We start from the raw sequence: 12,620 nt of genomic DNA on the forward strand, positions 1-12,620 counted from the left end.
AAAATAACGGGTGTGAATCCAGCTTGAATAAATTTCGTCTGGAACAAACGGAATGTTTCAGTGACTCTTCATGCGTGAACGGAGTTCCGGGGTTCCTCGGGGAGCGGACTTGTCGCGGCGACGTTGGTCTATGGGCAATCCCTGAGAAAGGGGGAAGCACCATGGTCGAGAACGTCATGACCAACGCCGGCTATTGGCGGGATCGAGCCGCCAAGACACGTGCCAAGGCGGAGTTGTTCAGATACCAAAACTCACGTGCGAATCTTCTGAAGATCGCCGAAGAGTACGATCGTCTGGCCAACTATGCCGAGCAGCAATTACTGCGCGCACCGAGAGTAAACCTGTCCGGCCGATCTCCTTAACGGCAGGAGCCTTTGGACATTGGGCCGTCTTAGCCGGGTGCGTGCGCCGCACGTCACGCTGCTTTCGGCCAATGGCGCCTCAGCCGCGATACGCAAACAGCTCGATCGGCTCGCTGAAACCGCGCACCAAATGCTCGCCGACATGCTCGAGCGCGAAATCGTGCGAGACCAGATCGGCGAAGGCGCGCGACAGCAGCACGTTTCGTCCCAACTGCTTGGTCAGAGCCTCGAGCCGCGAGGCCATGTTCACCGCGGGGCCGATCACCGTGAAGTCGAGCCGGCTGCGCGATCCGATATTGCCGTACATGACGTCGCCGACATGGACGCCGATGCCGTAATTCATCGGCGCCCGGCCCATCATGCTGTTCTTTTCGCTCAGCGCCGCCATCGCCTGCCGCGCCTCGGACACCGCGTGCAGCAGGTTGGCGCAGGCCCTGGGATCGCTGAGCGGGAAAATCGCAAGCAGACCGTCGCCGATGAATTTCAGGATTTCCCCGCCGTGCCGCGCAATCGGCTCCGACATCGCGTCGAAATAGTCGTTGAGGAGATCGATGACATCGTCGCGCGGCCAGGAGTCCGAGATCCGGGTGAAGTCCCTGAGGTCGCAGATCATGATCGCGGCGCGGACCGTGGTGCCGCTGCCCCGCCGCGTCGCACCCGCCAGGATCATCTCGCCAGCATGGGTGCCGACATAGGTCTCGAGCAGCGTCCGCGCCAGGCGGTTCTTCATCCGGATTTCGCTGACCAGCGCCAGCACCGGCAGCACCTTGCGCAGCTCGGCGATGTCAGCGTCATCGAAACCGCCGGACCGGTCGGTCGCGAAGGTCACGACATGCCGCTTGCCGAGCGTATGCAGCAGCGGCCACGCCACATAGTCGGTCAGGCCTTGCGCGCGCATCTCGTCAAAGAGCGCATGCGTGCGGCCAGGCGCCCGTTCGAGCCGCTCGCGCACTTCGCCAGCGCCCTGGTGGATTTCGTAGACCGGGCTGCCGATATATTCCGAGCGCTCCCTGACCTCGTAGTCGACCCGCGTGATCTCGGCCTCGCGCTTGCCGTCGCCCCAGATGATCCGGGCGCCGAGCCATTGCGGATGCTGGATCAGCAGATTCATCGTCGCCCGCTTGAGCGGGATGCCCCTGCCCTGCAACCGGATGCAAAGCTCGGCGAAGATATTGTCGATGAAGCGCTCGTCGCGGGTCTCGTTGGTCAGCCAGGCCACCACGTCGCCGCCAGACTGCGGCGTGACGGACTCGATGTTGGGGGCGTTCATGGCTTGCTCCGGAGCGGCAGGTGGGATCGGCACGCGATATGTCGTGCTTCTGCCCGGCAACGTCAACGCCACCAGCGGTAACGTGATCGGGCGTACCGGTGGTCAGGGCTCTGAATGCCCGCCCTGTCCTGCACTGCGCGTGGTGTGGTGAGGACGGACGCACTGCCAAAATATCGAAAACAACCCCATGCAAAGGTGCCGGCGGACACGGCAACTGTCCGGCGACACCGCAACTTGACTCGTCGGGCAAATCAGCGGTACGATTCCATTATTCAGAAATCGTATCGATTCAGCCTACCCCCTTCCCGCCCTACCCGTCCAGCCGGTCGACCTCGGCCTTGCCGGCCTTCATCACCAGCGGGATGTGCTCGCCTTGGCCGAGCAGGCAACCCACGTCGCGCAGCGGGTTGCCCTCGACTACCAGCAGGTCGGCGAACGCCTCCGGCGCGATGCGGCCGAGCTTGCCTTCCATGCCGAGCACCTCGGCGCCGATGATGGTCGCGCTGGCGATCACTGCCTGCGGGCCGATCAGCTCGGCGCGGATCCGGAACTCGTCGCTCTGCAGCCGCTGCGACGGTCCGAGCAGATCGGTGCCAAATCCCATCTTGACCCCGGCCTCGCGATAGATTGCAAGCGAGCGCAGCCCGGCGTCGCGAACGTCGGCGATCTTGGCGACGCTCGCCGCAGGCAGGCCGTACTTCGCGCCCTCATTGGCCAGCGCCTCGTAGGTGACCAGGGTCGGCACCACATAGGCGCCCTGCTCGGCCATCAACCGCGCGGTCGGAAGGTCGATCAGATTGCCGTGCTCGATGGTGCGCACGCCGCAGCGTATTGCCCGCTCGATCGCCTCCGCCGTGTAGGCATGCGCCAGCACATAGGTGTGCCGCGCTCTCGCCTCCGCGACGATGGCGCGGATCTCGTCCTCGGAATAACCGTAGGCGCCGATCGGATCGGTCGGCGACGCAACGCCGCCGGACGCCATGATCTTGATCTGGTCGGCGCCCATCTGCAGCTCCTCGCGCACCGCCTTGCGCACCGCATCGACGCCGTCGACGACGCGCGCGATCGCGCCGACCCGCACGCAGCAGGAGCAGGTCGGGTCGGCCAGATAGTCCGAGCGGGCGCGCCCGTCGCCGTGGCCGCCGGTCTGGCTGAGCGCGCGGCCGGAGACGAACAGCCGCGGGCCATCAGTGAGACCGGTGTCGATCGCCTGCTTCAGCGCATAGCCGGCGCCGCCGGCATCGCGCACGGTGGTGAAGCCGCGCTTCAGCATGCCGCGCAACAGCATGGTCGAGCGCAGCGTCACCAGCACGTTGGCCATCCGCGCCTGCTGCGACAAATCGAGCTCGACCGCGACCGCATGCACATGCAGGTCGATCAGGCCGGGCATCAGCGTCTTGCCCTTGAGGTCGATGACCCGATCGGCGGAAGCCTCGATCGGCCGATCGGACACTTCCTTGATCAAGCGGTCCTCGACCAGCACGTGGTGTCCTTCGAGCAGATCGGAGCGCAGGGGATCGAGCAGCGCGGCATTCTTGAAGAGGATGGTGGACATGAAAGGTCTCCTGTCAGCGCGTAGCTCGTATGATCACGCGGCTTCGCTTGCGATGTCTTCCAGCGACCGGCCGCGCGTCGGCACGCCCATCAGCACGACGGTCAGCGCGCCAATCAGGAGAACGGACGTGGTGACGCCGAACACGCCGGCAAAGCCGAAATTCGGATAGAGGTAGCCGACCAGGATCGGCGCTGCGATCGCGCCGATCCGGCCGATCGCGGAGGCAAGCCCGGCACCCGTGGTCCGGATCGATGTCGGAAACACTTCGGCCGTGTAGGCATAGACGCCGGCATAGGTGCCGTTCATGAAGAACGACAGCAGCAGGCCGGCCGCCATGATCTCCGCATCGCTCTTGGCAAAGGCGAGCCCGAGCGCGCTGGCGCCGCCGAGCAGCATATAGGTCGCAATCGTCGCCTGCCGTCCGATCCGCTCATTGAAAAAAGCGGCGGTGAAATAGCCCGGCACCTGCGCGCAATACATCGCGAGCGAATAGCCAAAACTCTTGGTGATGCTCATGCCGTTCTGCACCAGCAGACCGGGAATCCAGACGAAGAAGGAATAGTAGCTGAAGGTGATCGACAGCCACATGATCCAGGTCATGGTGGTGATGCGCGCCTGCCGGCCGGCGAGCAGCGCGGCAAAATTGCTCACCAGCGTTCCCGACGAGGCGACTGGCGCGGCTGGCTCGGCTACCGCCGGCGGCAGCGCGCGGCCCTCGCGCGCGAAGCCGGCCTCGATCCTGTCGAGCACCGCTTCGGCCTCCTTCGCCCTGCCCCGGCTTTCCAGCCAGCGCGGCGATTCCGGCAGCGATCTCCGCCACCACAGCAGCATCACGACCGGTATAGCCGTGATGACGAGCACGATGCGCCAGCCGTTCTCATAGGCGGGCACGATGAAATAGCCGAGCAAGGCGGCGGCGACGAAGCCGAACGAGAAGAAGCCCGCCAGCGCGCCGGTGAAGGCGCCGCGGTAACGCCGCGCCACGAACTCGGCGAGGTAAGGCGCGATGATCGCGCTCTCCGCGCCGGTGCCCATGCCGGCGACGACGCGGGCGGCAAAGAACGCCGGCCAGCTATCCACCGCCGCGCTGACCAGCGAGGCCGCGCTGTAGAGCGCGAGCGCCGACATCATCACCGCGCGGCGGCCGATCAGGTCGCCCAGCGTCCCCGCGAGCAGCGCGCCGAACAGATAACCGACGAAGGTGCTGCTGCCGAGCACGCCGGTCTCCACATTGGTCAGCCCCCAGGCGGTGCGGAGCACCGGCAGGATGAACGCCAGCACGGCGGCATCCATCGCGTCAAAGAGATAGCCGAGGCCGCCCATCAGCAGCAGGTGCACGTGGAATCGCGCGAACGGCAGGCGCTCGATGCGCGCCGAGATCATCGACATGAAAGTCCCCCCTCGCCCCGCAGCGGCACGCGCCACAGGGGCAGCCGGGGAATGATAGACAAACCAATATTATCCGAATAATTTATAATCGTTATCTGGCACATCACCCTTGTGAATATTGCTCGTGTCCTTCCGCACGCTCGACCTCAACCTGCTGAAAGTCTTCGAGGCGCTGATGACCGAGGGCAGCGTCACGCGCGCCGCCAGCGCGCTGACCATGACGCAGCCCGCGGTCAGCAACGCGCTCGCGCGGCTGCGCGACGCGCTGGGCGATCCCCTGTTCGTGCGCAGCTCGAGCGGGATCCGCCCGACGCAGCGCGCCGTGGCGCTGTGGCAGCCGATCGGCGATGCCCTTGAACATGTCCGCCACGCCCTCGATGAGGACGCCTTCGATCCGCGACAGACCCAGGCCGAATTCATCCTGTCGATGTCCGACTACGTGGCCTCGCTGGTGATGCCGCGGCTGCTCAACCGCTTCAGTGAAGTGGCGCCGTCCGCGCGCATCCACACCGTGCCCAACACCATCCTGGAGATCGGCGACCGGCTCGAGGACAACCGCGTCGATTGCGTGCTGAGCGTCTATGTCAACGAGGCGCAGCAGCCGCCGGCCGTGATCCGCTCACGCTCGCTGTGGACCGTCGAATATGCCTGCATGATGCGGCGGGACCATCCGCTGGCCAGGCAGAAGCGGCTCAACACGCGGAGCTTCCTTGCCGCCAAGCATGTCGATGTCAGCCTCGCCGGCAAGACGCTGCCGACCTACGACCAGTTTCTCGCCTCGCGCGGGCTGTCGCGCAATCTGGTCGCGACCGTCAACCACTACAATGCCGCCTACGAGATCGTGCGCCAGTCCGACCTGATCGCCGTGCTGCCGCGCGATCTCAGCGCCCAGTCCCGCCACGCGCCCCATCTGCACGCCATGCCGGTACCGCTGCCGGCGCCGCCGCGCATCGTCAGCCTGTTCTGGCACCAGCGCAACGACACCGTCCCCGCGCAACGCTGGCTGCGCGAGACGCTGGTGGAGATGTTCGCAAGGATGGAGTGACGCGGTGGGATTGGGGCATGCGGACGAACCCGGCTCCCGGACACCGGTGATCCCCGTAGCGGCACGGGGATGCTGATTAACGCTCCCACAACCCGGGTTTGGTTTCCGATTGACGGCATCGGGGACCGGGGTGGTAGGCTGTCGCCATTTCATGTGGCCATTTGAATGCGCGAGTTATTGGAACAATATCAGCTTTTGCTGGCGCCCTTGATCTTCGTGCCGTTCGAGCAACTCTTTGCAGCGAGGCAGCAGAAGATCTTCAGGCGTGGTCTTTCGACCGATATGGCCTTCCTGTTGCTCAACGGCTGGCTGGTGTTCGTCGGCGTGACCGCGATCATCGCACTGGCGACGCTGGTCAATCAATCGATTCTGCCCTCGGCCGTCAAGCAGGCGGTCAGCGATCTCCCGTATTGGGCTCAGGCGCCCATCGCGATCGTGATCGGGGATCTCGGCATCTACTGGACCCACCGCATCCTGCATGTCGTGCCTGCCATGTGGCGCATCCATGCCGTTCATCACGCCGTCGAAGAGCTGGACTGGCTCGCCGCGATCCACCAGCACCCGCTTGACGTGACCTTCATGAAGGTTGGTTCGCTGTTTCCGCTGTTCGCGCTCGGTTTCTCCGCGGAGGCGATCGGGACCTATCTTGCGATCTACTACTGGCAGTCCTGGCTCGCGCACGCCAACGTGCGCCTGGGCTACGGCCCGCTACGCCACGTCCTGGTATCGCCGGAGTTTCATCACTGGCACCACAGCAGCGAGCAGGAAGCCAGGGACAAGAACTACGCCGGGCTGTTCTCGTTCTACGATGTGCTGTTCGGCAGCCTCTATCTTCCGGAAGGGCAGAAGCCGACGGCATTCGGCGTCGATCATCCGATGCCCACGAGATACCTGGCGCTTTTGGCCTATCCATTTTTCGCCTGGGCCTCGATGCTCAAGCGCGACGATCCGTCGGGCACCAGGCGCCCGGTTGGCGCGGAGGCTGTGCCCGGCACGGCAACGCCGCCGGCGCACCAGGACGGCTGATCGTGATGATCTTCGCCGCGGACTGTTCGCGATCAGGACACTAGCCTCCAACGGTTGCAGATTTTCGCAATCCCTCGCCTGTAGCTGTCTCGCCGGCCTCTTGCCGGTATCTCGTCCAGATCAGCGCGATCACGGTTGCGCACATCATGGGGCCGAGAGGCGTGCGCACGAACGGGAAAGCGTATCCCAATACGAAGACGACGCTGACAGCGATCCGGAAGGCGCTTCGACCCGAACGCGACGCGAGGCGGCCCGCGCTGGCGTTCATGAGAAAGAGCAACGCGACCACCAGGATCGGCATATCGTAGATCGCGAAGTAAGGAGAAATCAGCGGCGTTGCCGCCAGGAGGCTCGCGGCCTTTACGGCGAAGCTGACATGGCTGCGCCAAATGATCAGCACCCCGATCGCAACTACCGATGCGATGGCGACGTGGACCGCCATCGCCAAACCGTAGCCAAGGCCGGCGTCTCTCAAGAGCCCGTACACACTCTGCAGTTTGTACCATGGCAGCGCGCCACTGAGGTGGAATTGCGTCGTGGCGAAGGTGGCGGCGGCGCGGAATCCATCGAAGGTATCCCAACCGAAGATCAGCCCGGCGAGCAGCAGGAGGACCGGAATCACCAGAGCGGCGGTGATGACGACGCGCCAACGTCCGGTGGCGATCAGCACGAAGGGAAGCAGCACGCCATACTGAGGTTTGAAGATGAGCAGCGCGATCAGGATTCCACTGAGAAGCGGACGCCTGTCCAATGTCAGCAGGATGCCGCCGAGCAGCGATGCGGCGAGCAGTGCGCTTTGGCCGGAAATGAAGTCGTAGAATACTGGCGGAGCAGCGAGTGCCAGCAGCAGCGCGGCGGAGCGCGGCCGGATGGCATGAACGACGAGCAGCCAGCAAGACAGCTTCGCTGCGCTCCAGACCCAGAACGCGATCGGAAACGGCAGCAGCGCCAGCGGCGCCACAACCAGGAAAAACACCGGCGGATAAAAGAACGGAACCGGTACCTGATCGTAAGGATACGGAGCGTGATTGAGGGATTGCAGCCGGAGAACAAGTTGCTGATGCAGCTGCTCCCAATCGTAGGCCGCCGCCGCATGGCCTTCGAGCGCCATCGCGCCCGCGCCCCAGAAACATGAAAAATCGATTCCGGCCTGGCCGCCACCACCGACAAATGCCGGTATCGAAACCAGGATCGAGACCCCGAGCAAGACAGCGCAGGCAACCATCAGCGCCGGGTCATCTCCTGCAGAAGCGTCCCAGTGCAAAATTTTCTTCATATCCTCTGAAACGTCTCAATCATGAAATGGCGCAATCTACCATTGCACTCGCGGGCCGAGCAACGGAACGCCGGCGGCGGCTGGAGCTGTTTGCGCGGATAGGGTGAAGAAGCGGGTGTCGAATGGATGAGCGGGCTGTGGCCTAGCTTCGCTCACGTCGCTACGATGGAGTTTTCCGGGCTTGCCGAGCCGTGGGTCGCGAAGCGCCTCATGCCTCGCCGATACAGCCCGCCGTCGCCCTTCGGGCTATGGCGTGGCAGCCTTCACTCACTTCGCTACGATGGAGTTTTCCCGGCCTGCCGAGCCGTAGCTCGCGAAGCGACTCATGCCTCGCCGATACAGCCCGCCGTCGCCCTTCGGGCTATGGCGTGGCAGCCTTCGCTCACTTCGCTACGATGGAGTTTTCCCGGCCTACCGAGCCGTAGCTCGCGAAGCGAGCGAAGGCTGGTGGGGGAGGCAGGACTCGAACCTGCGAAGCCATGAGGCGGCTGATTTACAGTCAGCTCCCTTTGCCACTCGGGACACTCCCCCGTCCAACAGCATCAGACCGGCCGCGCGAGTGGCGGCGGACCGGTCATCGAAATGACGCTGATAACCGGCCGACCCGAAGCGGGTGCGCGGTCGGGCGCGTTTATGGGGGAAGGCGGTCCCCAAAGTCAACCAAGCCAGCGGTCTATTTGGGATACTTTTGCAGGCTCGGGCGATCTCTGTTCCAAAGTCGTGAGTCTTGCGGCTAGATTCTTGTTTTGTCGCGTTTTCTTCACGCGAACCGGACCCCACTTCGCTCGAAAACGCTGTGTAAAATTGCCAATATTCAGGAGCCGTGACACAAGCCTCACATGAGCGATCGCGACCGCAAACCCAATTTCCGAGGCAAGGGCGGTAAACCCTTCCAAAAAGGGCCGAAATTCGGCCGCCCGCCGGCCCGGCGGGAACGCGAATCCGGTTCCGACGGGCCGGTGATTCTGTACGGCTGGCACACCGTGTCGGCCGCGCTTGCCAACCCCGACCGCCATATCCGCAAGCTTTACCTCACCGAGAACGCTGCGAAGCGCCTCGCCGACGAAGACATCGCGACCCGCGTCACCCCCGAGATCGTCCGGCCCAGCGAGATCGACCGGCGCCTCACCCCCGATGCGGTGCATCAGGGCCTCCTGGCGGAGGCCGATCCCCTGCCCTCGCCCGGCATCGACACGCTGGCGCTGGAGGGCATCGTGCTGGTGCTCGACCAGATCACCGATCCGCACAATGTCGGCGCCATCCTGCGCTCGGCCGCGGCGTTCGCGGTGAAGGCGGTCGTCACCACCGCCCGTCACAGCCCGGAGGCGACCGGCGTGCTGGCGAAGTCCGCCTCCGGCGCGCTCGAGCTGGTGCCTGTTGTCACCGTGCAGAACCTGGCGCGCGCGCTGAACGAGTTGAACGAGCGCGGCTTCCAGACCGTCGGCCTCGACAGCGAGGGCACCGAGGATCTCGGCAAGGCCGCGCTGCAAGCGCCGCTCGCGCTGGTGTTCGGCGCCGAAGGCAAGGGCTTGCGGCAATTGACGCGCGAGACCTGCCGCGTCGTCGCCCGCCTCGACATGCCCGGCGAGATCAAGAGCCTCAACGTCTCGAACGCGTGTGTGCTCGCGCTCTATATCGGCGCCAGCCGGCTCGGGCTGATGTGAACGACAAACGCCCGCTCGCGTGACGCGAACGGGCGCTGATGTCTCGAACTGACGATCGGATCAGTAGTAGCGGCGCAGCACCGGATGGCCGTAGCGGCCGTAGCGATAGCCGTAGTGCGAACGATAGCCGTAGTGATGGCGGTAGCCGTAGTGACGGTAGCCATAGCGGCGATAGCCGTAATACGGGCGGCCGTAACCTTCGCGGTAGTACGGGCGCGGTGCCCAGTTGCCCGGACCGGTGTAGGTCGGTCCCTGGTTGACGTAATAGTACTGCTGCACCGCGCTGGGATAAGCGGCATCCGGGTCGGGCAGACGTTCGACGGCGCCGTAGCCGTAGCCGCCATAGTAGCCACCGCCGCAACCACCGCAGCCGTAATTCACGACGGGCGCGGCATAGCCGCAAGGTGTTGAAACCGCACGCCATTGCGGGCGCGCTCAGCATGACGGCCACCGCCGCAATCAGTCCTTTGATCATTTGACGCATTACTCTCTCCTGTAGGTCTCTCTGTTCGTCGCGTAGCTCTTGATGGCTATTCAGGACCCCCGTTTCGCGGGGCTCTTGATTTCGGGCAGTCGATGTCAGAATCCTCGGGGTCGCGGTGGCCGCGGGAACGGGCGCGGCAGCGGCCGCGGCCCGTTGAACTCCGGCGCGTAGATCACCGGCGGCGGATCGACCGGCACGTTGGACTGTGCCGGCAGCGGAGCCGATTCCGCGCCCCACGATTGATGGTAGCTCTCGGCCGGCTTGGGCAGGCGGCGGTTGGCCGGCGGCTCGATCTCGAGGCGGCCGTAACCCGGCATGCGGCCGAGGCTCGGATAATAGTGGCCGACATTCGGCTGGGGATCGATCGGGCGGCCGCCATAGACGGTCGGCACCATCGACTCGTTGCGAGCGAGCCCCATCGCGCTTTCGACAACGGCGTAGGAGGCGTCGACGCCGTTAATGATGATCGGCACGCCGGGCCGCACCGGCACGACAATGTCGAAGCCGCCGCCGGCCAGCGCCGTCGAGCTCATCGCAGCCAATATCGCCAGCGCAAGACTTGCGCGCATGTTCACCCAGCGTCCCGAATTGTTCCACCACAACCTAATCCAACGGCTTGGCGGAAGGGTTAAGGACGCCGGCCAAACTGCCGGTAAGCCTAACGCGTAAGCATCGGCATCCGGTCAATGCGGCCGTGCGGAATCAGAAATCGTTAACGGGCGCCGAAGTGCCCCCTCTCCCCGTTCTTACGGGGAGAGGGTTGGGGTGAGGGGCTCCGCGGATACGGTGATAGCTACGTTTACGGAGAGTCCCCCTCACCCGGAACGCATCTGACGATGCGTTCCGACCTCTCCCCGCACGCGGGGCGAGGTGACGCAGACTCTGTCGCTCAAATCGACGCAACGTCATCTTGCTTCGGGAAGCCGCCGACCCGTCAGGTGAAGGCGTTCTCGACGATCGCGTGGACGCCGATCGCGATCGTGACCGCGCCGACCGCCATTTGCAGGCCGCGATTGGCCCAGGTCAGCCAGCGCGCCGAAGCTGCCAGCGGCACCGCGATCACGCTGGACAGCACGCCCATGCCGATCATGGAGCCGATGCCGAACAGCGCGACATAGCCGAGCCCGATCACCGGACTTGGGGCCTGCGACACCGTCAGCACCAGGAGCGCCGCCGAGCCGGCCATGCCGTGCATCAGGCCGACCAGGAGCGTGCGCCAGCGGAAGCCGTGCGCATGGCTGTGCGCGGCGCGGACGTGCGGCACGGTGGACGCACGCGCCACGGTGGACGCAAGCGCCACGGTGGATGCGGCTTCACCGGCATGGCTGTGGGCGTGGAAGTGCGTGGTGCCGTCGCCGTGCGAATGGGTGTGGAAGTGCACGCGGTCGCGCCACAGCCGCCACCACACATGCGCGCCGAGGCCGACCAGCATGATACCGACCGCGGTCTCGATCGGCTGTGCGACCGTTTCCGGGATCGCGCGCCCGAGCAGGATCGCGGCGCCGGCAAAGATGAACAAAGTGAGCGTGTGGCCAAGTCCCCAGGTCAGCCCGTGCTTGACGATGTCACCGACATGGCTGCGGCGGGCCGCGATGCTCGATACCGCCGCGATATGATCCGGCTCCAGCGCATGCTGCATGCCGAGCAGAAAGCCAAGACTCAAAATTCCGAACATCAATCCCCCGCGTCGGCACCGACATCAGTCCGTTCACCGCTGTACACGCAATTCTCGTCAAAGGCAGCATGCTCCGGAACGCATCATGCGCACGAACCTGGTGAACTTCACACTGCTTTGAACACAGGGCAAGGCCGCGCTGGAACAGGCACGGCACCGCGAGATTAGCTCTCGACGACGAGAGGAGATTTCGCATGACACAATTCAAAATCCTCGGCGCAGCAGCCCTGCTCGCCTCGGCGCTGGCGAGCCCGGCGATGGCGCAACAGACGATCGGCACCCCCGCGCGCTGCTCGAACGCCTGGCCGGACGCCCGATGCCAGGCGATGGCACCGGCCACCACCCGCACCGCCTATCACCAGCGCATCGATCGGCGGGACCGAGGCTGGCAGGGCAGCTACAACCGCTATGACCCCGGCCCGTTCGCGCCTGTCGACGCCGCGGCCCGCGTGGCCGGTGGCGTCGTCGGCGGCGCGGTCGGCACGGCGGCTGCGGTCGCCACCGCCCCGTTCGGCGGCCCCGACTATGCCCGCGCCCCGATCGGCGGCGCCGAATATGCGCGGCAGAACGGCTTTGTCTGCACCCCCGGCACCTGGTTCCGCGGCAGCGACGGCCGCCAGCATCCCTGCCAGTAGCTCAGCTGATTAGGCCGACGGCGCAAAAGGCGGCCCGCGGGCCGCCTTTTGTTGTCGGGCCGATACGGGGGCGCGATCGCTTCTCGCCTGCTCGGTTCAACCTTGGTTCTGGCTCTGGCGCGCCAAGTCTGATATGCGAGCGCGCAAATCATTCCCAATTCGCCGGCTTAGCTCAGCGGTAGAGCAGCAGTTTTGTAAACTGAAGGTCGGGGGTTCAATCCCCTCAGCCGGCACCAATT

At 65.0% G+C, this 12,620-nt stretch carries 11 protein-coding genes, 2 tRNA genes and 1 pseudogene; 6 read left to right on the plus strand and 8 right to left on the minus strand.

Annotated features, from left to right (window positions below; all coding sequences use genetic code 11):
- Window positions 1–161 precede the first annotated feature (161 nt).
- On the plus strand, window positions 162–362 hold the full coding sequence (locus tag ACVMDN_RS20860) for a hypothetical protein (protein WP_057019610.1): 201 nt from the start codon (window positions 162–164) through the stop codon (window positions 360–362).
- A gap of 79 nt (window positions 363–441) precedes the next feature.
- On the opposite strand, the gene ACVMDN_RS20865 is transcribed toward ACVMDN_RS20860, so the two are convergent.
- The 3 genes from ACVMDN_RS20865 to ACVMDN_RS20875 form a co-directional block, all read right to left on the minus strand.
- Entirely contained in the window at window positions 442–1,632 is a 1,191-nt protein-coding gene (locus ACVMDN_RS20865) for an adenylate/guanylate cyclase domain-containing protein (RefSeq protein WP_076831515.1), read from the minus strand.
- Between the two features lie 310 nt (window positions 1,633–1,942).
- The gene (locus tag ACVMDN_RS20870; RefSeq protein ID WP_141339679.1) at window positions 1,943–3,187 is read right to left on the minus strand and encodes a metal-dependent hydrolase family protein; all 1,245 of its coding nucleotides are present in this window, start codon (window positions 3,185–3,187) and stop codon (window positions 1,943–1,945) included.
- Between the two features lie 33 nt (window positions 3,188–3,220).
- Complete coding sequence (locus ACVMDN_RS20875; protein WP_057019613.1) at window positions 3,221–4,576, minus strand: MFS transporter; 1,356 nt, start codon at window positions 4,574–4,576, stop codon at window positions 3,221–3,223.
- Between the two features lie 118 nt (window positions 4,577–4,694).
- On the opposite strand from ACVMDN_RS20875, the gene ACVMDN_RS20880 reads away from it, so the two are divergent.
- Window positions 4,695–5,621 carry a LysR family transcriptional regulator gene (locus ACVMDN_RS20880; RefSeq protein ID WP_057019614.1) on the plus strand — a complete coding sequence of 309 codons (927 nt, stop codon included), beginning with the start codon at window positions 4,695–4,697 and terminating at the stop codon, window positions 5,619–5,621.
- A 165-nt stretch (window positions 5,622–5,786) separates the two neighbouring features.
- A complete protein-coding gene (locus tag ACVMDN_RS20885) occupies window positions 5,787–6,647 on the plus strand; it encodes a sterol desaturase family protein (protein ID WP_244558924.1) in 861 nt (286 codons plus the stop codon).
- 40 nt (window positions 6,648–6,687) lie between these two features.
- On the opposite strand, the gene ACVMDN_RS20890 is transcribed toward ACVMDN_RS20885, so the two are convergent.
- Both ACVMDN_RS20890 and ACVMDN_RS20895 read right to left on the minus strand, forming a co-directional pair.
- Window positions 6,688–7,923 (minus strand): glycosyltransferase family 87 protein, encoded by a 1,236-nt coding sequence (locus ACVMDN_RS20890; RefSeq protein ID WP_057019615.1) that lies wholly within the window; start codon window positions 7,921–7,923, stop codon window positions 6,688–6,690.
- 445 nt (window positions 7,924–8,368) lie between these two features.
- Window positions 8,369–8,454 (minus strand) — tRNA-Tyr (locus ACVMDN_RS20895).
- A 308-nt stretch (window positions 8,455–8,762) separates the two neighbouring features.
- On the opposite strand from ACVMDN_RS20895, the gene rlmB reads away from it, so the two are divergent.
- Entirely contained in the window at window positions 8,763–9,587 is an 825-nt protein-coding gene (gene rlmB / locus ACVMDN_RS20900; RefSeq protein WP_456814515.1) for a 23S rRNA (guanosine(2251)-2'-O)-methyltransferase RlmB, read from the plus strand.
- Window positions 9,588–9,647: 60 nt separating this feature from the next.
- Here the strand turns inward: rlmB and ACVMDN_RS20905 are convergent.
- From ACVMDN_RS20905 to ACVMDN_RS20915, 3 genes and pseudogenes are all read right to left on the minus strand, one after another.
- A pseudogene (locus ACVMDN_RS20905) lies at window positions 9,648–10,071 on the minus strand (hypothetical protein).
- 95 nt (window positions 10,072–10,166) lie between these two features.
- Window positions 10,167–10,640, minus strand: a complete 474-nt coding sequence (locus ACVMDN_RS20910; RefSeq protein ID WP_057019618.1) for a hypothetical protein — start codon at window positions 10,638–10,640, stop codon at window positions 10,167–10,169.
- Between the two features lie 365 nt (window positions 10,641–11,005).
- On the minus strand, window positions 11,006–11,746 hold the full coding sequence (locus ACVMDN_RS20915) for a sulfite exporter TauE/SafE family protein (protein WP_057019619.1): 741 nt from the start codon (window positions 11,744–11,746) through the stop codon (window positions 11,006–11,008).
- A gap of 194 nt (window positions 11,747–11,940) precedes the next feature.
- Here ACVMDN_RS20915 and ACVMDN_RS20920 point away from each other — a divergent pair, with 194 nt between their 5' ends.
- Both ACVMDN_RS20920 and ACVMDN_RS20925 read left to right on the plus strand, forming a co-directional pair.
- Window positions 11,941–12,381, plus strand: a complete 441-nt coding sequence (locus tag ACVMDN_RS20920; RefSeq protein ID WP_168856707.1) for a hypothetical protein — start codon at window positions 11,941–11,943, stop codon at window positions 12,379–12,381.
- Between the two features lie 161 nt (window positions 12,382–12,542).
- Window positions 12,543–12,617: transfer RNA gene (locus tag ACVMDN_RS20925), tRNA-Thr, on the plus strand.
- Window positions 12,618–12,620: the final 3 nt, after the last annotated feature.

The sequence above is a fragment of the Bradyrhizobium sp. USDA 4510 genome, from assembly GCF_054059095.1.